Source organism: Enterobacter sp. EC_64, assembly GCF_019584165.1.
Lineage (GTDB): Bacteria > Pseudomonadota > Gammaproteobacteria > Enterobacterales > Enterobacteriaceae > Enterobacter > Enterobacter roggenkampii.
Genome location: NZ_VDAS01000004.1, coordinates 141186 through 162650, shown reverse-complemented (window position 1 = coordinate 162650; position 21465 = coordinate 141186). Strand labels below are relative to the sequence as shown.

The window sequence follows — 21465 nt, the reverse complement described above, 5'->3', positions numbered from 1 at the left end:
GGCTGTGTGGACGGGTTTTTAATGTTTTGTGCTACTAAATGAGTGGGTATTATCACTTTGTGCTATTTAAATACTACGCACCGGCATAAAAATCCGGTGCGTAATTATCACCACACTAAATCAACTCACAAACTGACGGAACAGGGCTTTGCCCTTTAGCAGCCGCGTGCCGAGCCAGCCTCCGCAGAGAGAAAGCAGCCCCGCGCCGCACAGAGGCAGAGTCAACCAAAGACGCCAGTCAGGCTCCCACGGGAAGTCGAAGACCTTTGTCTGCAGCACCGCCAGCGCCGTCTCTGCGCCAATGGCGGCCACCAGACCGGCCACCAGCCCCAGCAGCGCAAACTCGCTCCAGAGCGTCATTCGCAGCAGCCGCTTACCCGCCCCCAGCGTGCGGTAAACCACCAGCTCCTGATGGCGCTGGCGCATGCCCACCTGCACCTGGGCCAGCAGCAACAGCACGCCGCAGATCGTCACCAGCACCACCATGACCTCCAGCGCGCGGCTCACCTGCTCCAGCACCTGCCCCACCTGTTTGAGGATCGCGCCGATATCCAGCAGGCTGACCGTCGGAAACTCCCGGTTGAGCTGGGTCAGCATGCCGTTGCCGTTTTCCCAGCGGAAGCTGGTCAGCCAGCTCTGTGGCTGCCCGTCCAGCGCCCCCGGCGGGAAAATAAAGAAGAAGTTGGGCCGCAGGCTTTCCCAGTCCACTTTACGCAGGCTGGTGACTTTCGCGGTGAAATCCTGGGTATCGCCGGTGAAGGTCACGCTGTCTCCCAGCTTCACGTTCAGGCGCGTCGCCAGCCCCTCCTCCATCGACACCTCCCCCGCTTTTGGCGGCCAGGTGCCGGCGGTTATCGGGTTGTGATCAGGGCGTTTATCCTGCCATGTCAGATTCAGCTCGCGGTTAAGCGACTCGTCCTTATTCCCCTCCGTTGGCTGGCCGTTGATCTGCGTCAGACGCGCGCGAACGATGGGATAGAACGATTCGGGGATGATGTGATGCTCCGACAGGAAGCCCTTCAGCGGCGTAACCTGCTCAGGGGCGATATTGATCAGGAAATAGTTCGGGCTTTCCGGCGGAAGCTGCTGCTGCCAGCGGTCGAGCAGATCGCCGCGCAGCACCAGCAGCAGCGCCAGCAGCATAAACGACAGCGAGAACGCCGACAGCTGGCTGAGCGTAGACCAGGGCTGGTGCAGCAGACGGTTGACCGCCAGGCGCACGGGCAGGGATTTTACCGTCACCCTTTTCAGGAGGTTGAGCAGTATCCAGCCCAGCACGCCGCACAGCAGCGCCAGCACAACCGCCCCGGCCAGCACCGCCCACAGCAGCGTGCTGCCGCCCATCAGCCACGCCAGCAGCCCCACCGCCACCGCAATAATCACCGGAAGGTAGAACTTCAGCGGCCAGACGTTCGCCACCACATCGTTGCGAAGCACGCGCAGCGGCTGCGTGGCGAGCAGCAGGCGGTAGGGCCGAAGCCCCACCAGCACCGAGATCACCGTCATCGCGCCCATCGCCCACAGCCACGGCCAGAGGCTGGCCGGCGGCAAGGCGGCCGGAAGCACCGGTTTCAGCATCACCATCAGCAGTTTTTCAAACAGCAGCCCCATTATTCCGCCGGTCAGCGCCGACAGGACCAGCAGCATCAGCCACTGGCCGACAATGAGCTTGCGCAGCTGCGCCCGGCCCGCCCCGAGGGTTTTGAGGATCGCCACCAGGTCGTAGCGGCTGCGGCAGTAGTGCCCCATCGCGACGGCCACCGCCGCCACCGCCAGCAGCAGGGTCAACAGGGCCGACAGCAGCAGGAACTGCTGAGAGCGCTCCAGAGATTTACCGAGCGCCCCCTCGTCCTGCTCCAGCCCGTACCAGCGGTGTTCCGGTTTGAGCTGCGGCAGAAGCCATTTTTCATACGCGTCAAGCTGGGCGGGCGTGCCGCCAAACTTATAGCGCCAGGTAACGCGGCTGCCCGGCTGTACCGCATGGGTGGCTGCGACATCCGCGGTGTTCATCAGCAGGCGCGGCGCAAGCTGGAACGGGTTAAAACCGCCGTCGGGCTCCTGCACCACTTCCCCGGCAATCCTGAGGGTAGCGTCACCGACGTCGATACTGTCGCCGGGTTTCAGGTTCAGTAGCGCCATCAGACGCGATGCCAGCAGCACCGTACCGGGCGTCGGCTTTAACCCCGGCGGACTGGTCTGTAAGTCACCGTACATCGGGTAGATATCATCGACGGCCTTGACGCTCGCCAGCTGCGGCATGTCGCCCGCGAAGGTCATGGTCTGGAAGGTGAGCTGCTCTCCCACCTTCAGCCCTTCTTTGCGCGCTGCTTCAATCCAGCCCGGCGGCACGGGGCGGGAGCTTTCCAGCGCCCTGTCCCCCGCCATAAACTCCCGGCTCTGCTGGCTGAGCCCTTTTTCCATGCGGTCGCTGACGCTGCCGAGCGCCAGCACGCAGGCCACCGCCAGGCTGAGCGCCAGCCAGACAATCAGCAGCGAGGGCGAGCGCCACTCGCGCCAGAACCAGCGGGTAATCATGCTTCCTCCTGCAGAACACCGTTCACCAGCCGCAGGCGACGGTCGCAGCGCGCCGCGAGCTGCGGATCGTGGGTCACGAGGATAAGCGTAGTGCCGTGCTCGCGGTTGAGCGAAAACAGCAGGTCGGCAATCCTGTCGCCGGTTTTACGGTCAAGATTGCCGGTAGGCTCATCGGCAAAGAGTACCTCAGGGCGGCCGTTAAACGCGCGGGCCAGCGCCACGCGCTGCTGCTCACCGCCGGAAAGCTGGGCGGGAAGATGGTCGAGACGTTTCCCCAGACCGAGCTGTTCCAGCAGCGCCTTCGCATGAGCGCGGCTTTCACGGCTGTTTTCACCGCGCAACAGCGCCGGGAGCTCGACGTTTTCCAGGGCATTCAGGGTTGGGATCAGCATAAAGGACTGAAAGACAAAACCAACGTGACGCGCGCGCAGCGCGGCCCGCGCCTCTTCATCAAGCTGATGCAGCGGCTGCCCGACAAGGTGGACCTCGCCGCTGCTGCCGTCGTCCAGACCGGCTAAAATCGCCAGCAGCGTGGACTTACCGGAACCGGATTCGCCAATCAGCGCGATGGTTTCAGCGCGTTTGACAACGAGTTCAACTCCAGTAAGGATGGAAAGCTCGTGTTCCCCCTGACCGACGGACTTCTTAAGATGATGAACTTCAACACTGTTTTCCGCTGGCATTTGCCCTTCCTGTTTTTGATTCTGATGACCTTCCGCGCGGCGGCAGCGGACACGTTACTGGTTCTCGGCGACAGCCTGAGCGCAGGCTATCGCATGGCGGCTGGCGCGGCCTGGCCCGCTCTGCTCAATGACAAATGGCAGAGCAAAACGCCTGTAATCAACGCCAGCATCAGCGGCGATACCTCACAGCAAGGTTTATCGCGCCTGCCTGCGCTGCTCAAACAGCATCAGCCGCGCTGGGTGCTGGTTGAGCTCGGCGGTAATGATGGCCTGCGCGGTTTCCAGCCACAGCAAACGGAGGATACGCTGCGCACCATTTTGCAGGAGATCAAGGCGGCAAACGCCCAGCCGCTGCTGATGCAAATTCGCCTGCCCGCCAACTACGGTCGTCGGTATAATGAGGCCTTTAGCGCGATCTATCCCAAGCTTGCCAAAGAGTTTGATATTCCGCTGCTGCCATTTTTCATGGAAGAGGTCTATCTCAAACCCCAGTGGATGCAAGACGACGGGATCCACCCCAATCGCGATGCGCAGCCGTTTATTGCCGACTGGATGGCAACGCGGCTGGCTCCTTTAGTTAAACATGACTCCTGATTAAGCGGAGATCCTGACAGGTAAAGTTATGCAAAAATCGGTCTTAATTACAGGATGTTCCAGTGGAATCGGTCTGGAAAGCGCGCTCGAATTGAAGCGCCAGGGGGTTCGGGTTCTGGCGGCCTGTCGCAAACCCGACGATGTCGAACGCATGAACGGGCTGGGCTTTACCGGCGTGCTGCTGGATATGGACTCGCCGGAGAGCGTTGACCACGCCGCCGATGAGGTGATCGCCCTGACCGGTAATCGTCTTTACGGCCTGTTTAATAATGCCGGTTACGGCGTGTATGGCCCGCTGGATACCCTCTCCCGCGAAACGCTGGAGAAGCAGTTTTCGACCAACTTTTTCGGCGTACATCAGCTCACCATGCGTCTGCTCCCCGCGATGCTGCCGCACGGTGAAGGGCGCATCGTGATGACGTCGTCGGTGATGGGGCTGATTTCCACCCCGGGCCGCGGCGCCTACGCCGCCAGTAAATATGCGCTGGAGGCCTGGTCCGACGCCCTGCGCATGGAGCTACGCCACAGCGGCATTAAGGTCAGCCTGATTGAACCCGGCCCGATCCGCACCCGCTTTACCGAAAACGTTAACCAGACGCAGGCGGATAAACCGGTCGAGAACCCCGGCATCGCCGCACGTTTTACCCTCGGGCCCGAGGCGGTGGTGGCCAAAGTGCGCCATGCTTTTGAGAGTGAACATCCCAAAATGCGCTATCCGGTGACGCTGGTCACCCACGCCGTCGGCTGGTTAAAACGCCTGCTGCCGGGCCGGATAATGGACAAAATTTTACACGGTTGAGTTGAAGCGACGACGCGCATCCCCATGTAAAGAACAAACCGACAAAAGAGAAAGCCGCATGTCCGTACAGAATATCGTCAATATCACAGAAGCTAACCTGCAACAGACTCTTGAACAGTCGATGACCAAACCGGTCCTGTTCTACTTCTGGTCTGAACGTAGCCAACACTGTCTACAGCTGACGCCGGTGCTGGAAAGCCTTGCCGCCCAGTACAACGGCCAGTTCATTCTCGCGAAGCTGGACTGTGACGCCGAGCCGATGGTCGCGTCTCAGTTTGGTCTGCGCGCCATTCCTACCGTCTATCTGTTCCAGAACGGCCAGCCTGTTGATGGCTTCCAGGGGCCGCAGCCGGAAGAGGCTATCCGCGCCCTGCTGGATAAGGTGCTGCCGCGCGAAGAAGAGCTGAAAGCGCAGGAAGGCATGGCGCTGATGCAGGAAGGCAAATACGACGAGGCGCTGCCGCTGCTGAAAGAGGCGTGGCAGCTGTCAAAACAGAACAGCCAGATTGGCCTGCTGCTGGCGGAGACGCAGATCGCCCTGCACCGCTCAGAGGACGCGGAGGCCGTACTTAAGACGGTTCCGCTGCAGGATCAGGACACCCGCTATCAGGGGCTGGTTGCACAGATTGAGCTGCTGAAGCAGGCGGCGGATACCCCGGAAATTCAACAGCTGCAGCAGCAGGTTGCCGACAACCCGGCGGATGCCGCGCTGGCAAGCCAGCTTGCGCTGCAGCTGCATCAGGTGGGGCGTAACGAAGAGGCGCTTGAGCTGCTCTTCAGCCATCTGCAAAAAGATTTAGCCGCCGCAGACGGTCAGGCGCGCAAGATGTTCCAGGAGATCCTGGCCGCACTGGGCACCGGCGACGCGCTGGCGTCGAAGTATCGTCGTCAGCTTTACGCGCTGTTGTATTGATAAAAAAGCCCGGTGGCGGCTTCGCCTTACCGGGCCTACAAAGACGATGTTACCCCGTCTTTTTCAACTGCGTCACCACCAGCTGGTGGCGCGCGTTGTAGAACTTCCGATAGGTCAGGTAGCAGGCAATGATGGTGGACAGGCTTGCCGTGGAAAGCAGCATAAACGTCACCATGATCTGATACTTAATCGCTTTTACCGGATCGATACCGGCAAAAATCAGCCCCGACATCATGCCCGGCAGGCTCACCAGCCCCACCGTTTTGGCGGAATCTACCGTTGGAATCAGCGATGAACGAATGCTCTCGCGAATCAGCCGCGCCGAGGCCACCTTTGGCGTTGCCCCCAGGCTTAGTTTCTCCTGCAGCTGCTGCTGTTCGCTGCTGAAACGCTGGCCGAGGTTGTTATAACAGAGCCCAACGGCCACCATCGCGTTCCCCGCGATCATCCCCGAGATAGGGATGACCTGCATCGGCGTAAACTCAATCGAGCCGGAGAGCACCAGCACCGCCAGCGTGAGCGCCGTTCCGGTGGTAATCGCAATAAACGATGAGACAAACGCCTTATCAATGTATTTACTGCGCTTTTGCGCATTCCACGCCGCGTTAAAGCAGATAAACAGCACCATCAGCAGCGTCAGCACCGCGTGGTTAACGTTGAAGATATACTTCAGCACATAGCCGACGATGATGAGCTGAATCACCGCGCGGCAGATACTCCACACGATATCTTTTTCCAGCCCCAGCTTTTCCCGGTAGCTGACCACAATCGCAATCAGCACCAGCACCATCGAAAAGGCCAGCGATTCGTTCGTAATGTTATGCTCACCCACGGTTTGCCTCCTGCATTTTCCCGCCGTGCGGCTGGAGCGTGATTACGTCATCCGCATGGGTTATTTCGCTAGCGTCGTGCGTCACCCACAGCACGGCAATGTTCTGCTCCCGGGCGTAACGATGAATAATCTCGTTAACGTTGCGCTTGTTGACGTCATCGAGCGCGCTGGTGATTTCGTCCAGCAACAACACCTTCGGTAAAAACTGCAGGTTGCGGATCAGCGAGACCCGCTGCTTTTCGCCGCCCGACAGCGCGTTGATGGATTTGCTCAGCGTCTCCTGCGCCAGCCCAAAGCGGGCCAGATCGTGGATAAACTTTTCCGGCTCCGGCGTTTTATTGCGGATTTGCCACGGAAAAATCAGGTTGTCATAGACCGTATCGCCAAAAAGCACGGGCGTTTGCACGCAGTACGAGACCTGCTGGCGATAGCTTTCCGGGGAAAGCGAGGCGATATCTTCGCCTTCAAACAGAATGGCTCCCTCCGTCGGGCTGAGGAGTGACGCCACAATCTTCAGCAGCGTGCTTTTCCCACAGCCTGAGGGACCCGTGATTAATTTAAACTCGCCCGGCGACAGGCGAAACCCGACGTGCTGCAGGATTGTGTTTTCCCCGACTCGAAATCCGACATCCCTGAGAAGTAATTCGTTTTTTTTATCGTTCATTGCGCTTCCGTTGACCGCTTTTTGTCATAACCGTCTGTAGCATAATCCTTTCGCCCGCGCAGCGCGAATAGCCTCACGCTGAAGCAAGTGTTAAGCTTTTTGTTTGTAAATTGTCACCACCATCACTACAGGAAGTATGCAGCATGGCACATATTTTTTATGAGTTTCCCTCCCTGAAGCCTGGTGTTCCTGATGTCGAAACATTAATGGACGTCATCAAATCGTCGGAACGCACGCGTTTTGTGATGGGTGAAGAGGTGGTCGATTTTGTTAAGAAGGCGCTCATCGTGAACACCACGATCGGCAGCTTCAAAAATTGCTATTTTGCCTTCGACAACGGGACACACTTCCTTGAATTTGACGGTAAAGGCAAATCAAAACGCTTCAATGAGGTGCCGGACTGGTTCGTCTCTCCGGCGGAATTTTCGCGCACCCAGTGGCTTATCAACCACAATCTTGCGGATGTGAAAGCCACCCGGTTCATTGACGTCCTGATGTCCTACCCGCTGAAAGCGCGCCGCGCGCACTGCAATTTGCTGTTCGGACTGGAGCTGGAAAAGGTGAACGCGGTTCCGGCCACGGCGTCAGCGGCAGGTAAAATCGGCAATAAAAACGGTAAAACCACCAAGCCCCGCGTCACCGATCTGGGATCGTTCGAGCTGTTCAGCCAGTTCTTTGCGCGCATGAAAACCGCCGTGCAGGCCGATGAGTTCCCTACTCTGCAGATCCTGACGGGCATGGATAACCTGGCAAAAGCGCCGCATAATTTAAAGCAGGGCATCAGAACCTGGTTTAAAGCCATCGCGGGCGACCTTCCACCGAATAACAAACGCGTTGAGGCGGGAAATGCCGTTCTGTTCTGCGCCCCCCTTCGCGAACAGATCCAGCGTATCGAAGCGCGGGGGCTGGAGCATTACTACCAGGGATTATCCAAAGCCATTGCCGAAGCGGGTGATGGCTTCATCTCTGACTTTACCTATACTTACGAGCAATAAATACACACTTTCACTCATCACGGCATGCAAAACAGGAGGTTTTTATGCTTATCGTTGTTCCCGTCCTTATTTTCGTTGCGCTGGTTATCGTGGGCGCTGGCGTCAAAATTGTCCCTCAGGGTTATCAGTGGACCGTCGAGCGTTTCGGCCGTTACACCAACACGCTCCAGCCCGGCTTAAGCCTGATTGTCCCGTTCATGGACAGGATAGGCCGCAAGATCAACATGATGGAGCAGGTTCTGGACATTCCGTCCCAGGAAGTGATCTCCAAGGATAACGCCAACGTCACCATCGACGCCGTCTGTTTTATTCAGGTGATTGATGCGCCAAAAGCGGCCTATGAGGTCAGCAACCTGGAGCTGGCGATCGTCAACCTGACAATGACCAACATCCGTACCGTACTCGGCTCGATGGAGCTGGACGAGATGCTTTCCCAGCGCGACAGCATTAACACCCGCCTGCTGCACATTGTCGATGAGGCCACCAACCCGTGGGGGATCAAAGTCACCCGCATCGAGATCCGCGACGTGCGCCCGCCGGCGGAGCTGATTGCCTCCATGAACGCCCAGATGAAAGCTGAGCGAACCAAGCGCGCCTACATTCTGGAAGCCGAAGGGGTACGCCAGGCGGAGATCCTCAAAGCGGAAGGGGAAAAACAGTCGCAGATCCTGAAAGCGGAAGGCGACCGTCAGTCCGCGTTCTTACAGGCGGAAGCGCGTGAACGTTCCGCCGAAGCAGAAGCCCGCGCGACCCAGATGGTGTCCGAGGCAATTGCCGCCGGTGATATTCAGGCCGTGAACTACTTCGTTGCGCAAAAATATACCGACGCGCTGAAAGAGATCGGCTCGGCGAACAACAGCAAAGTGGTGATGATGCCGCTGGATGCCAGCAGCCTGATGGGCTCTATCGCGGGGATCGCCGAACTTATTAAGGACAGCGGAAACGAGCGTAAAAAATGATTGAGCTCATCGTTGCACATCCTCATGCCTTCTGGCTAAGTCTCGGTGGCTTATTGCTGGCAGCGGAGATGCTGGGCGGCAACGGCTACCTGCTCTGGAGCGGTGTGGCCGCCGTCATTACCGGTCTTCTGGTCTGGATCCTTCCCCTGGACTGGGCGTGGCAGGGGGCGCTGTTTGCCGCGCTGACGCTGGTGGCCGCGTGGCTGTGGTGGCGCTGGCTCAACCGACGGGTTAAGGAGCAGAAACCGGTGGACGCCCACCTTAACCAGCGCGGACAGCAGATTGTCGGCAAGCGTTTTACCCTCGACACCGCGCTGGTGAACGGACGCGGGCACATGCGCGTAGGCGACAGCTCGTGGCCGGTGGTGGCCGACGATGACCTCAGCGCCGGCACGCGGGTTGAAGTCATTGCGGTGGAAGGCATTACCCTGCGGGTAAAAGCCTGTTAAGCGTGGGTTTTGCGGTGGCAGCAGCCGGCAAGATTATCAATAATCGGGCAGTCGGCGCTGTCATCCCCCGGACAGGAGTCCGCGAGCTGCAGCAGCTGTTCGCGCATCGCCTGCAGTTCGACGATGTGGCGTTCAATTTCGGCTACCTTTTCCAGGGTGCGTTTTTTCACGTCCGCGCTGTGACGCTTCGGATCGTTGAACAGGTTAACCAGCTCGCCGCACTCTTCCAGATTAAACCCGACCTGTCTTGCCTGGCGCAGCAGCGTCAGCTCATCCAGATGCAGCTGGGTGTAGCTGCGGTAGCCGTTTTCACTGCGCAGCGGCGGCGTTACCAGCCCCTTCTCTTCATAAAAGCGGATCGCTTTGCTGGTTAAGCCGGTTTTTTTTGCCACGTCACTGATATTCACATTTCCCCCTTGACCTTCCCCTTGATGGAAGGTTTAACCTTCATAACAGTTAGCGAAAAGCGTTACTCCGGTCAACAACTGACCAATATATTATACGGGAGTTTTGTTATGTCTCACACTATCGACCTGACGCTGGACGGCCTCTCCTGCGGCCACTGCGTCAAACGCGTTAAAGAAAGCCTGGAACAGCGTCCTGATGTGGAAAGCGCTGAAGTGAATATCGACCATGCCGCCGTGACCGGCAGCGCCAGCGCCGACGCGCTGATTGATACCATTAAACAGGCCGGTTACGGGGCGGAGTTAAGCCACCCAAAGGCTAAACCGCTGGCAGAGTCATCATCCCCGTCGGAAGCACTGACAGCGGCCACTCCTGAGCTTCCGGCAGCGGATGATATTGATGACAGCCAACAGCTGCTGATCAACGGCATGAGCTGCGCCAGCTGCGTCTCCCGGGTACAAAACGCCCTGCAGGCGGTACCGGGCGTCGCGCAGGCACGGGTGAATCTTGCGGAGCGTACTGCGCTGGTGATGGGCAGCGCCTCCGCCGCAGAATTAGTGCAGGCCGTTGAAAAAGCGGGCTACGGCGCGAAGGCCATCGAAGATGATGCCAAACGCCGCGAGCGCCAGCAGGAAACGGCTATCGCCACCATGAAGCGCTTCCGCTGGCAGGCGATTGTCGCCCTGCTGGTGGGTATTCCGGTGATGGTGTGGGGCATGCTCGGCGACAACATGATGGTTACCGACGACAACCGCACGCTGTGGCTGGTGATTGGTCTGATTACCCTTGCGGTGATGGTGTTTGCAGGCGGGCATTTCTATACCAGCGCCTGGAAGAGCCTGAAAAACCGCACCGCGACGATGGATACCCTGGTCGCCCTCGGGACCGGCGCGGCGTGGCTCTATTCCATGAGCGTGAACGTCTGGCCCCAGTGGTTCCCGATGGAAGCGCGGCATCTCTATTATGAAGCGAGCGCGATGATTATCGGCCTGATCAACTTAGGCCATATGCTGGAAGCCCGCGCCCGTCAGCGTTCCTCGAAAGCGCTGGAAAGATTGCTTGATTTAACCCCGCCGACGGCCCGCGTGGTCACGGACGAGGGGGAAAAGAGCGTTCCATTGGCCGAGGTTCAGCCCGGCATGACGCTGCGTCTGACCACCGGCGACCGCGTTCCCGTTGACGGTAAGATAACCCAGGGCGAAGCCTGGCTGGATGAAGCGATGCTGACCGGGGAACCGATCCCCCAGCAGAAATCCGACGGCGACGCCGTGCATGCCGGTACGGTCGTGCAGGACGGCAGCGTGCTGTTCACCGCCAGCGCCGTCGGCAGCCACACCACGCTGTCGCGTATTATCCGCATGGTACGCCAGGCGCAGAGCAGCAAGCCGGAGATTGGCCAGCTTGCTGACAAAATCTCGGCCATTTTTGTGCCGGTGGTGGTCGGCATTGCCCTGCTAAGCGCGGCGATCTGGTACTTCTTCGGCCCCGCGCCGCAGATTGTGTATACCCTGGTGATCGCCACCACGGTGCTGATTATCGCCTGTCCTTGCGCCCTTGGACTGGCGACGCCGATGTCGATTATCTCCGGCGTAGGGCGCGCGGCCGAATTTGGCGTACTGGTGCGGGACGCGGACGCGCTGCAGCGGGCCAGCACCCTCGACACGCTGGTGTTTGATAAAACCGGCACGCTGACGGAAGGTAAACCGCAGGTGGTCGCCGTCACGACCGCAGGCATTGCCGAAGAGGAGGCGCTGCGTCTCGCCGCCGCGATGGAGCAAGGCTCAAGCCATCCGCTGGCGCGCGCTATTCTCGATAAAGCCAATGCGTCTGCCCTGCCGCAGGTGAGCAACTTCCGCACCCTGCGCGGGCTCGGCGTGAGCGGTGAGGCAGAAGGCCATGCGCTGCTGCTGGGCAACCAGGCGCTGCTCAATGAAAACGGTATTGATACCGCTGCGCTGGAAAACGAGCTGAAGGCGCAGGCGTCTCAGGGCGCTACCCCGGTTCTGCTGGCGGTGGACGGCAAAGCTGCCGCGCTGCTGGCCGTGCGCGATCCGCTTCGCCAGGACAGCGTGGACGCCTTACAGCGCCTGCACCGTGCGGGCTACCGTCTGGTGATGCTGACCGGGGATAACCCGACCACCGCCAACGCCATCGCGAAAGAAGCCGGTATTGATGAGGTGATTGCGGGCGTACTGCCGGACGGCAAAGCGGACGCCATTAAAAACCTGCAACGTCAGGGCCGTCAGGTGGCAATGGTCGGCGACGGCATCAACGATGCCCCGGCGCTGGCCCAGGCGGATGTGGGGATCGCGATGGGCGGCGGCAGCGACGTGGCCATCGAAACCGCCGCCATTACGCTGATGCGCCACAGCCTGATGGGCGTGGCCGATGCGCTGGCCATTTCGAAAGCCACGCTGCGCAACATGAAGCAGAACCTGCTGGGGGCGTTTATCTACAACTCGCTCGGTATCCCGATTGCTGCCGGCATTTTGTGGCCGCTGACCGGCACGCTGCTTAATCCGGTGGTCGCGGGTGCGGCGATGGCGCTCTCCTCCATCACCGTGGTCAGCAACGCCAACCGGCTGTTGCGCTTTAAACCGAAGGATTGAACCTTGTACCCGTACGCGCTAGCATGAACCTTTCCGTTTATGGAGCGCGTATGGGTCTGTTTCATCGTATAAAAACATCGTTTCGCGCCCTTTTCCCTCGCCGTTACGCCTGGCCCGGTCTGGATATCTCGCTTCCCGGCGGGCAACACCTGCACCTGGTCGGCAGTATCCATATGGGCACGCAGGGTATGTCACCTCTGCCGCCCGGTCTGATAAAGCGCCTGAAGCGCGCCGACGCGCTGGTCGTCGAGGCGGACATCTCGGGCCATGAGTCACCGTTTGCCGGGCTTGAAAGCGATCTCCCGCTGGCGGAACGTCTGAATGAGGCCCAGCTCGCGGAACTGACGCGCGTCGCCGAGGAAACCGGCGTATCGCTCTCCATGATTGACACCCTGCCGCTGTGGCAAATCGCAATGGTATTACAGGCCACGCAGGCCCAGCGTCTGGGGCTGCGGGGTGATTACGGCATTGATTACCAGCTGCTGAACGTGGCGCGGGCGCGCCGTATGCCGATCATCGAACTGGAAGGTACGGACAGCCAGATTGCGCTCCTGCGAGAGCTTCCCGACGACGGTCTGATGCTGCTGGATGATACCCTCACCCACTGGCACACCAACGCACGCCTGCTGCAGACCATGATTGGCTGGTGGCTGGATGCGCCGCCTGCGGACGGCAGGCTGGCGCTACCGTCGACGTTCAGTGAATCGCTGTATGATGTGCTGATGAATGCGCGTAACAAAGCCTGGCGAGAGACGCTGTATGCTCTGCCTGCGGGGGAATACGTGGTGGCGGTTGGGGCGTTACATTTATACGGCGAAGGGAATTTGCCGTCGTTGCTGAAATAAAAAAATGGCCAATATCTCTATTGGCCCGTCAAAGAGGAATTTCATCGTTTTTATTATACCGAAGTGACCTTCGGCTGAGCCGATTGTCGCTCAAAGTGACCATCACTGCCAACACTATTGCGCAAGATGGTGCTATTTTTTAGACAAACGTCAGGCGTATGCTGGCTGCATGAATTGTCTGTCGTAAGAAGGATAGCTATGACTCCCGCCGTTAAATTACTTGAAAAAAACAACATTTCTTTCCGGATCCACACCTACGATCACGATCCGAATGAAACCAACTTTGGTGATGAAGTGGTGCGTAAGCTGGGGCTGAACGCGGACCAGGTCTATAAAACGCTGCTGGTGGCGGTGAATGGCGATATGAAGCATCTCGCCGTGGCGGTGACTCCCGTGGCGGGACAGCTGGATCTGAAGAAGGTCGCCAAAGCGCTGGGGGCGAAGAAGGTGGATATGGCGGATCCGATGGTGGCGCAGCGCACCACGGGCTACCTGGTGGGCGGCATCAGCCCGCTCGGGCAGAAAAAACGCCTGCCGACGCTGATCGATGCCCCTTCACAGGAATTTGAGACCATCTATATTTCCGGCGGCAAGCGCGGGCTGGATATTGAGCTGGCCGCGGGCGACCTGGCAAAAATGCTGGACGCGAAGTTTGCGGATATTGCGCGCAGGGAGTAAAAAAAGCCGGGTGGCGGCTACGCCTTACCCGGCCTACATTTTGCACCCGTAGGCCCGGTAAGCGCAGCGCCACCGGGCAACACAACCGCACTACTGCCAGCTCACCTCGCCTTTCGGCTCATACGCATTCACGTCAATCGGCGAATTCTGCTCGATATACTGCTTCAGCACTTCTGCATCGATAAAGCCGGTGTTCACGTAGCCCGGTTTATTATCAATATGCGGATAGCCGTCGCCGCCGGTGGCGTTAAAGCTTAACGTCGCCAGACGGTACGTTTTCGCCGGGTCAACCGGTTCGCCTTTGATCTTCAGGTCGTTAAGCTTGCCGTCTTTCGCTACGAAGCTCACGTTGGCAAACTGCGGATAGGCCCCGGAATCCGGCTTCATCTGCGCCACGGCGGTCAGGTACTCAACAACCTCTTTCCCGCTCATGTCGGCATAAACCACCACGTTACCGAACGGCTGCACCTTCAGAACGTCTTTATAGGTGATGTTACCACCTTCGATGGAATCACGAATGCCGCCACCGCTCATCACGCCAAAATCAGCCCCGGTGCGCGCCATTTGCGCCGCCAGCACCAGGTGGCCCATGTTGGTCTGCACGAAGCGAACTTTGCTGCGGTCCCCCTCCAGACGACCGTTCAGCGTACCGATTTTCACATCCAACTGCGCCTTGCCTTTGTTCTGGAACGGCGTCAGCAGGGAGATCATCTGCTGGTTTTCTGGAATCTCTGGGGTGTAAAGTACGCGCTCGCTTTTCCCGTCCGGGTAGGTGACCTTCTTCTTCAGGTTGACCGGAATGAGCTGATAGTGCACCAGCTTCATCTCGCCGTTACGGAACTCGAAGTCCGCCCGGCCTACGTATTTCCCCCACTCGTGCGCCTGCACAATCCAGATACCGTTCTGACGGTCTGGCGCACACGGCGTGCCCGGCACGTAGTCCACCTGCTTTTTATTCTCGGATGCCATGCAGACCGGATCCTGTGAGTGACCACCCACAATCATCGCCAGCGAGCCCGCCGGCAGGCTGCGCGCCATCTCCACGTCGCCCGGCGCATTGGAGCCGTGCTCACCGTTGTCGTAGTGCCCCATGTGCGTGGTGGCAATAATCACGTCCGGCTTTTCGTTTTGCTGCAGCTCCTGAATCACCAGCTTCGCTTCGTCTGCCGGTTTGCGGAATTCGATATCGGTAAAGAACTCAGGGTTGCCAATTTTCGCCGTGTCGTCGGTGGTTAAGCCGATGACCGCGATCTTCAGATCCTGACGCTTAAACAGCGCCCACGGCTTGAACAGGCATTCGCCGGTGCTTTTCTGGTAAATGTTGGCGGAGAGGAACGGGAATTTGGCCCACTTCTCCTGCTGACGCAGGACGCTCAGCGGATTATCAAACTCATGATTACCGACGGCCATCGCGTCGTAGCCAATCAGGTTCATGCCGCGGAAATCGGGCTCGGCGTCCTGTAAATCGGATTCCGGCACGCCGGTATTGATATCGCCTCCCGACAGCAGCAGCACGCTGCCGCCCTGGGCTGCCACCTCTTTACGAATGCCGTCCACCAGCGTTTTTTGCGCCGACAGGCCATATTCGCCGTATTCACTGCGCCAGAAATGACCGTGGTGATCGTTGGTATGCAGAATGGTGATTTTATAGGTTTTGTCTTTTTCATACGCCTGCACGGGCAGGCTTACCAGACCCCACGCCGCGATGAGCGCCAGCGCGACGCCCCGCTTCATTAACTTCATCTTCTCTCTCCCTGACCAATAGACAAAGGCAGAAATTACAGTGACTAATAAGAATAGACAAATAAGTTTTCAGAATTGCGACTTTCTTCAAATGTCCCGGGCGGGTATGTTAGTCGGATAATAATTACACCCTGCATCGCTAATAACTCAAGACGTGGTACTTCTCTCTATGGCAATCAGTGACTCAACCCAGCCCGTTCCGGGCGCGCCAGCGTCGCGCACCTCCTTTAAAGTCTTAGGCGCAATCAGTCTCTCGCACCTGCTCAACGACATGATCCAGTCGTTGATTCTGGCTATTTATCCGCTGCTGCAGTCCGAGTTTTCACTCACCTTCGTGCAGATTGGGATGATCACCCTGACCTTCCAGTTGGCTTCCTCGCTGCTGCAGCCGGTGGTGGGCTACTGGACGGATAAATATCCTATGCCGTGGTCGCTGCCCATAGGCATGTGCTTTACCCTAAGCGGGCTAGTGCTGCTGGCCATGGCGGGGAGTTTTGAAGCCGTGCTGATTGCCGCCGCGCTGGTGGGAACCGGTTCATCGGTGTTCCATCCGGAATCGTCCCGCGTGGCGCGCATGGCGTCCGGTGGTCGTCATGGCCTGGCGCAGTCACTTTTCCAGGTGGGCGGTAACTTTGGCAGTTCCCTCGGCCCGCTGCTGGCCGCGGTTATTATTGCCCCTTACGGTAAGGGCAACGTGGCGTGGTTTGTGCTGGCCGCGCTGCTGGCGATTATCGTGCTGGCGCAGATTAGCCGCTGGTATGCCGCTCAGCATCGGGTGAATAAAGGAAAACCTAAAGCGAAGGTTATCAACCCCCTGCCGCGCAATAAGGTTATCCTCGCGGTTGCCGTCCTGCTGGTGCTGATTTTCTCGAAATACTTCTATATGGCGAGCATCAGCAGCTATTACACCTTTTATCTGATGCAAAAATTCGGATTATCGGTACAAAACGCGCAGATCCACCTGTTTGCCTTCCTGTTCGCGGTGGCCGCAGGGACGGTAATTGGCGGGCCGGTGGGCGATAAGATTGGCCGTAAATATGTCATTTGGGGCTCTATCCTCGGCGTAGCGCCTTTTACCCTCATTTTGCCGTACGCCAGCCTTGAATGGACGGGGATTTTGACCGTGATTATTGGTTTTATTCTCGCCTCCGCGTTTTCCGCCATTCTGGTTTATGCCCAGGAGCTGCTGCCTGGACGTATCGGTATGGTTTCCGGACTGTTTTTCGGTTTCGCCTTCGGCATGGGCGGGCTGGGTGCAGCGGTGTTAGGGATGGTTGCGGATCACACCAGCATCTTCCTGGTTTATAAAATCTGCGCTTTCCTGCCACTTCTTGGCATGTTGACCATATTCCTGCCTGATAACCGCCATAAAGCGTGAATTACGGGTAGCTAAACTTATGCTTTAGCTACCTGATACCCTTATACCATAAGGGTTTCCTCTTCATCCCCGCGCTGAATTTATCAAAATGCGCTTTTTTACGTGCATATTGCTGTTTTATTCAAACTTCAACAATTATTCATAAACATAAGGGTAAAAATTGTCATAAACTATTACCTGGTTTTTTGGTATTCACGCCAAAAATGGAACACTCACCACGAAAGGAGACGGAATGCACCACGCCACACCGCTTATCACCACCATTGTTGGTGGACTTGTGCTCGCTTTTATTCTCGGCATGATTGCCAATAAGCTGCGTATTTCTCCTCTTGTCGGCTATCTGCTGGCAGGTGTGCTGGCGGGACCGTTTACGCCAGGTTTTGTTGCGGATACCAAACTGGCCCCTGAGCTGGCGGAATTGGGCGTGATTCTGCTGATGTTCGGCGTCGGCCTGCACTTCTCCCTGAAGGATTTGATGGCGGTAAAGTCGATTGCCATACCGGGAGCGATCGCCCAGATAGGGGTGGCGACGCTGCTTGGGATGGCGCTTTCGGCCGTGCTGGGCTGGTCGCTGATGACCGGTATCGTATTTGGGCTGTGTCTTTCAACCGCCAGTACCGTGGTGCTGCTGCGCGCGCTTGAGGAGAGACAGCTGATAGACAGCCAGCGCGGACAGATCGCAATAGGCTGGCTGATTGTGGAAGATCTGGTGATGGTCCTGACGCTGGTGCTGCTGCCCGCCGTCGCCGGCATGATGGAAAAAGACAATATCGGCTTCGCCTCGCTGGCGCTGGATATGAGCATCACCATCGGGAAGGTGGTGGCGTTTATCGCCATCATGATGCTGGTGGGTCGCCGTCTGGTGCCGTGGATCATGTCCCGCAGCGCGGCGACCGGATCCCGCGAGCTGTTTACCCTCTCCGTGCTGGCGCTGGCGCTCGGTATCGCCTTTGGCGCCGTTGAGCTGTTTGACGTCTCCTTCGCGCTGGGCGCGTTCTTTGCCGGGATGGTGCTGAACGAATCCGAGCTGAGCCACCGCGCCGCACACGACACCCTGCCGCTGCGCGACGCCTTTGCCGTGCTGTTCTTCGTCTCCGTCGGGATGCTGTTTGACCCGCTTATTCTGATCCAGCAGCCGCTGGCCGTGCTGGGCACGCTGGCGATCATTATCTTTGGTAAGTCGCTCGCCGCCTTCTTCCTGGTGCGGATGTTCGGCCACTCTCCGCGGACGGCGCTGACCATTGCCGCCAGCCTGGCGCAGATTGGCGAGTTCGCCTTTATTCTGGCCGGTCTGGGCATGGCCCTGAACCTGCTGCCGCAGGCCGGACAAAACCTGGTGCTGGCGGGGGCGATCCTGTCAATTATGCTGAACCCGGTGCTGTTTGCCCTGCTGGAAAAATACCTCGATAAAACCGAAACGCTGGAAGAGCAGACGCTGGAAGAGGCCATCGAAGAAGAGAAGCAGATCCCGGTCGATATTTGCAATCACGCCCTGCTGGTCGGCTTTGGCCGCGTCGGCAGCCTGCTTGGCGAGAAGCTGATGGCGCAGGGCATTCCGCTGGTGGTAATTGAAACGTCACGCACCCGCGTTGACGAGCTGCGCGAGCGCGGTATTCGTGCGGTGCTGGGCAATGCGGCGAACGAAGAGATCATGGAGCTGGCGCATCTGGACTGCGCCCGCTGGCTGCTGCTGACCATTCCCAACGGCTATGAGGCGGGTGAGATTGTCGCCTCCGCGCGCGCGAAGTGTCCAAACATTGAGATTATCGCCCGGGCGCACTACGACGACGAGGTAGATTACATTACCGAGCGCGGTGCGGATAAGGTGGTGATGGGCGAGCGCGAGATTGCGAATACGATGCTGACGCTGCTGGAAAAACCGCCGGTTGAAGAGGCGGTGACGGGGTAAGTTTGGTGCGTCCTGATGCCCTCACCCTGGCCCTCTCCTACAGGGAGAGGGAACAAACACTAAAAACGGCAACCACAGGTTGCCGTTTTGCTTTTACCTGTCCCAATAAGCCTCTTCGAGGCTGTCTTCCCGTTCCGGCAGGCCACGCGTTAAGCGCGGTGAGTGCTGGTTCAGCACCTGATAGCTTACGCGGTTGGCGTACTTGCATACCTGCGCCAGCGACGAATAGGTCAGCCAGCTGAACTTGTGCTTGCTGGAATTTGGCACGTTGGTTTTGTGGTAGGCGTTAGCGGTGATGTCGTGCAGCAGCGCGGCCAGCGCGCCGTCGCCCGCGCCGTTGGTGTTCATGATCTTCTCCGGCCCGCCCATATACGGGGCGATGTGCGAGTAGATACGCAGCGGATTAACACAGTCTTTAAAACGCATGCCGCGGCTGAACTCGTACTGGTTGAACTCGGCAATCGCGCCGGGCAGCAGCGGATGCTGGGTTTTGCGTTTGCTCTCTTCTTCGGTGAAGCCAGCCATATACAGCCCAACCGGACCCGCGGTGCAGAGCACCAGATCCACCCAGTCCAGCGCTTTGTCAGACGCCAGCAGCGGATCGCTTTCACCGGTCAGCGCTTCGGCTTCTTCTTCGTTCATCGCCAGAATCGAGACGTGCTCTTTCAGGAACGCCTGCCACCATTCCGGGTTATCGGCAATCACGAATTTGGTGCCCAGCGTCAGAACGACCGGCACGTCGTACTTCTTCGCGTACTCAATCGCCTTCATGGTCGCTTCCGGCATCGGCTCGCCCGGCTTGCAGCGCACCAGGTAGGAGGTCAGCACCAGCGCCGAGGCGCCCGCGATCACCTCTTCGGGAATGCTGTCCGCGCGCAGCTTGTTCATGTGGCCCGGGCTGATGGCAAAGGTCCGCTCGCCGGATTCACCGATCAGCGTAAAGCAGCGGCCAATCGGGCCGTCGACACCCTGGAGATAGTTCAGATCGGTACGGCTGGAGGTGTTGCACAGGTAGCGATAGGCGTAGCCACCGATTTCAATGTTGCTGCACATTACGCCGAGCAGGACAGAGCGGTCGTCCGCCAGCACGGAGTAGTTGTGCATGGTGTTGCCGATGGTGCCGCCGGCGAACTGATGGGTAATCAGGTTTTCGCGCACCAGCTCCTGGTACAGCGCTTCGGCAACGTCATCTTCAATCACCAGCGAGTGACCGGCGCTCAGACCGTAACGGGCGACAAACGCATCATCCACTTTCGCTTCAATGTCTACCAGCGTCTGGTCGATACCGACGACCCACGCCGCGCTGGTTTCATTTTCTGGCTGGATTTGCTGCAGGAGCGGATCGCGGGCATCCACGGGGAAGTAGTGTTTGGATTTGCGTTTACCGGGAAATTTCATGGTCTGAACTGTACGAAGAATATGGGCCGGGAATGGTAGCACAAACCCGGCCCGGAGTGCGATCAGCGACCGTTCGTTACCAGCGAGACCATCATGTCGATATGCTCAGGGGAGTCGTTAAGCGCCGGAATGTACTCGTACTTTTCGCCGCCAGCCTCCAGGAAAAATTCCCGGTTTTGCACCGCGATCTCCTCCAGCGTCTCCAGACAGTCTGCCGAGAAGCCCGGCGACATCACCTGAATGTGCTTCACGCCCTTCTCACCCAGCATTTTGAGGGTTTCATCGGTGTATGGCGTCAGCCACGGCTCGCGGCCGAAGCGCGACTGGAAGGTCATCATCACCTTCTCCGGCGGCAGGCCGAGGGCGGAAACCAGCTCGCGGGTGGTATCGCGGCAGCGCTGCGGGTAATCATCCCCTTCATTGGCGAAACGCTGCGGGATGCCGTGATAGGAGAGCAGCAGCAGATCCGGCTCGCCGTGTTTTTCAAACGACGCGCGCGCGCTGTTGGCGAGCGCCTTGATGTACAGCTCGTTATCCGCGTAGTCGCGAATAAAGGTCACGCCCGGAATGCGGCGGCGGGTCGCCAGAATGCGCGCCAGCTCGTCCCAGACGGCGGCCACCGTCGAGCAGGAGTACTGCGGGTAGAGCGCCAGCACCACGATATGGTCCACGCCCTGCGCCAGCAGCGAGTCCACCGCGCTTTCCAGAGACGGTTTGCCGTAGCTCATGCCGAGCGCAACGGGCATCTCCGGCAGGCGGGCGGCCAGCGCCTTCTCCTGACGACGGCTGTAGACCATCAGCGGCGAGCCCTCTTCCATCCAGACGGACTGATAGAGTTTGGCGACGCGCGGAGAACGGATCGGCAGAATGACGCCACGCAGCAGCGGCCACCACAGCAGTCGCGGAAAATCCACGACGCGCGTGTCGCTTAAAAATTGTCGCAGGTAGCGTTTTACCGCGTCTGATGTAGGTGCTTCTGGAGTACCCAGATTGGCAAGCAGGATGCCGGTTTTCGCCTGACTCATTCACGCCTCTTAACCATTTGAATGGTTGTCAATTGTAGCGGAAATGCGTTTA

General features: G+C 58.6%; 19 protein-coding genes. 11 read left to right on the top strand and 8 right to left on the bottom strand.

The features are described from left to right. Positions 1 to 120: 120 nt before the first annotated feature. Together ybbP and ybbA are read right to left on the bottom strand one after the other, a co-directional pair. Positions 121 to 2535 carry a putative ABC transporter permease subunit YbbP gene (ybbP, locus tag FHC52_RS04905; protein ID WP_220419934.1) on the bottom strand — a complete coding sequence of 805 codons (2415 nt, stop codon included), beginning with the start codon at positions 2533 to 2535 and terminating at the stop codon, positions 121 to 123. Beyond that, complete coding sequence (ybbA, locus tag FHC52_RS04900; RefSeq protein WP_008499319.1) at positions 2532 to 3218, bottom strand: putative ABC transporter ATP-binding protein YbbA; 687 nt, start codon at positions 3216 to 3218, stop codon at positions 2532 to 2534. The genes ybbP and ybbA overlap by 4 nt, the downstream gene beginning before the upstream one ends. Here ybbA and tesA point away from each other — a divergent pair. From tesA to FHC52_RS04885, 3 genes are read left to right on the top strand one after another with little or no spacing between them, the layout of a single operon-like run. Further along, positions 3186 to 3812 (top strand): multifunctional acyl-CoA thioesterase I/protease I/lysophospholipase L1, encoded by a 627-nt coding sequence (gene tesA, locus FHC52_RS04895; RefSeq protein WP_122008371.1) that lies wholly within the window; start codon positions 3186 to 3188, stop codon positions 3810 to 3812. The genes ybbA and tesA overlap by 33 nt on opposite strands. A gap of 28 nt (positions 3813 to 3840) precedes the next feature. After that, positions 3841 to 4611, top strand: coding sequence for an SDR family oxidoreductase (locus FHC52_RS04890; protein WP_220419933.1), 771 nt, complete (start codon positions 3841 to 3843; stop codon positions 4609 to 4611). 58 nt (positions 4612 to 4669) lie between these two features. Beyond that, positions 4670 to 5524 carry a co-chaperone YbbN gene (locus FHC52_RS04885; protein WP_023293125.1) on the top strand — a complete coding sequence of 285 codons (855 nt, stop codon included), beginning with the start codon at positions 4670 to 4672 and terminating at the stop codon, positions 5522 to 5524. 49 nt (positions 5525 to 5573) lie between these two features. Here the strand turns inward: FHC52_RS04885 and fetB are convergent, their stop codons facing one another. Continuing rightward, the gene (fetB, locus tag FHC52_RS04880) at positions 5574 to 6356 is read right to left on the bottom strand and encodes an iron efflux ABC transporter permease subunit FetB (RefSeq protein WP_023293126.1); all 783 of its coding nucleotides are present in this window, start codon (positions 6354 to 6356) and stop codon (positions 5574 to 5576) included. Further along, positions 6349 to 7020, bottom strand: coding sequence for an iron efflux ABC transporter ATP-binding subunit FetA (gene fetA, locus FHC52_RS04875; protein WP_032656594.1), 672 nt, complete (start codon positions 7018 to 7020; stop codon positions 6349 to 6351). The genes fetB and fetA overlap by 8 nt, the downstream gene beginning before the upstream one ends. A 143-nt stretch (positions 7021 to 7163) precedes the next feature. Here fetA and FHC52_RS04870 point away from each other — a divergent pair, with 143 nt between their 5' ends. Genes FHC52_RS04870 through FHC52_RS04860 form a run of 3 tightly spaced genes read left to right on the top strand, consistent with a single transcriptional unit; the run spans position 7164 to position 9423 of the window. Beyond that, entirely contained in the window at positions 7164 to 8015 is an 852-nt protein-coding gene (locus tag FHC52_RS04870; protein WP_032656592.1) for a hypothetical protein, read from the top strand. A 44-nt stretch (positions 8016 to 8059) separates the two neighbouring features. Further along, on the top strand, positions 8060 to 8974 hold the full coding sequence (locus FHC52_RS04865; RefSeq protein ID WP_008499312.1) for an SPFH domain-containing protein: 915 nt from the start codon (positions 8060 to 8062) through the stop codon (positions 8972 to 8974). Beyond that, positions 8971 to 9423 (top strand): NfeD family protein, encoded by a 453-nt coding sequence (locus FHC52_RS04860; RefSeq protein WP_032656590.1) that lies wholly within the window; start codon positions 8971 to 8973, stop codon positions 9421 to 9423. Before FHC52_RS04865 ends, FHC52_RS04860 begins: the two co-directional genes overlap by 4 nt. Here the strand turns inward: FHC52_RS04860 and cueR are convergent. Further along, entirely contained in the window at positions 9420 to 9830 is a 411-nt protein-coding gene (cueR, locus tag FHC52_RS04855; protein WP_021241620.1) for a Cu(I)-responsive transcriptional regulator, read from the bottom strand. The two genes, FHC52_RS04860 and cueR, sit on opposite strands and share 4 nt — an antisense overlap. Positions 9831 to 9938: 108 nt before the next feature. Here cueR and copA point away from each other — a divergent pair, with 108 nt between their 5' ends. The 3 genes from copA to ybaK all read left to right on the top strand — a co-directional run bounded on the left by copA (position 9939) and on the right by ybaK (position 13960). Then, positions 9939 to 12437, top strand: coding sequence for a copper-exporting P-type ATPase CopA (gene copA / locus FHC52_RS04850; RefSeq protein WP_220419932.1), 2499 nt, complete (start codon positions 9939 to 9941; stop codon positions 12435 to 12437). Between the two features lie 50 nt (positions 12438 to 12487). Continuing rightward, on the top strand, positions 12488 to 13282 hold the full coding sequence (locus tag FHC52_RS04845; RefSeq protein ID WP_126288752.1) for a TraB/GumN family protein: 795 nt from the start codon (positions 12488 to 12490) through the stop codon (positions 13280 to 13282). A 198-nt stretch (positions 13283 to 13480) separates the two neighbouring features. Further along, positions 13481 to 13960: a Cys-tRNA(Pro)/Cys-tRNA(Cys) deacylase YbaK gene (gene ybaK / locus FHC52_RS04840; RefSeq protein ID WP_008499307.1), complete on the top strand. Its 480-nt coding sequence runs from the start codon at positions 13481 to 13483 to the stop codon at positions 13958 to 13960. 90 nt (positions 13961 to 14050) lie between these two features. Here the strand turns inward: ybaK and ushA are convergent, their stop codons facing one another. Beyond that, the gene (ushA, locus tag FHC52_RS04835) at positions 14051 to 15703 is read right to left on the bottom strand and encodes a bifunctional UDP-sugar hydrolase/5'-nucleotidase UshA (protein WP_220419931.1); all 1653 of its coding nucleotides are present in this window, start codon (positions 15701 to 15703) and stop codon (positions 14051 to 14053) included. A gap of 169 nt (positions 15704 to 15872) precedes the next feature. Here ushA and FHC52_RS04830 point away from each other — a divergent pair, with 169 nt between their 5' ends. Then, on the top strand, positions 15873 to 17081 hold the full coding sequence (locus tag FHC52_RS04830) for an MFS transporter (protein ID WP_045407951.1): 1209 nt from the start codon (positions 15873 to 15875) through the stop codon (positions 17079 to 17081). 232 nt (positions 17082 to 17313) lie between these two features. After that, positions 17314 to 18990, top strand: coding sequence for a YbaL family putative K(+) efflux transporter (ybaL, locus tag FHC52_RS04825; protein WP_008499303.1), 1677 nt, complete (start codon positions 17314 to 17316; stop codon positions 18988 to 18990). 93 nt (positions 18991 to 19083) lie between these two features. Here the strand turns inward: ybaL and FHC52_RS04820 are convergent, their stop codons facing one another. Together FHC52_RS04820 and hemH are read right to left on the bottom strand one after the other, a co-directional pair. Then, entirely contained in the window at positions 19084 to 20388 is a 1305-nt protein-coding gene (locus FHC52_RS04820) for an inosine/guanosine kinase (protein ID WP_021241626.1), read from the bottom strand. Positions 20389 to 20450: 62 nt separating this feature from the next. Further along, positions 20451 to 21413: a ferrochelatase gene (hemH, locus tag FHC52_RS04815; RefSeq protein ID WP_023343508.1), complete on the bottom strand. Its 963-nt coding sequence runs from the start codon at positions 21411 to 21413 to the stop codon at positions 20451 to 20453. Between the last annotated feature and the right edge of the window lie 52 nt (positions 21414 to 21465).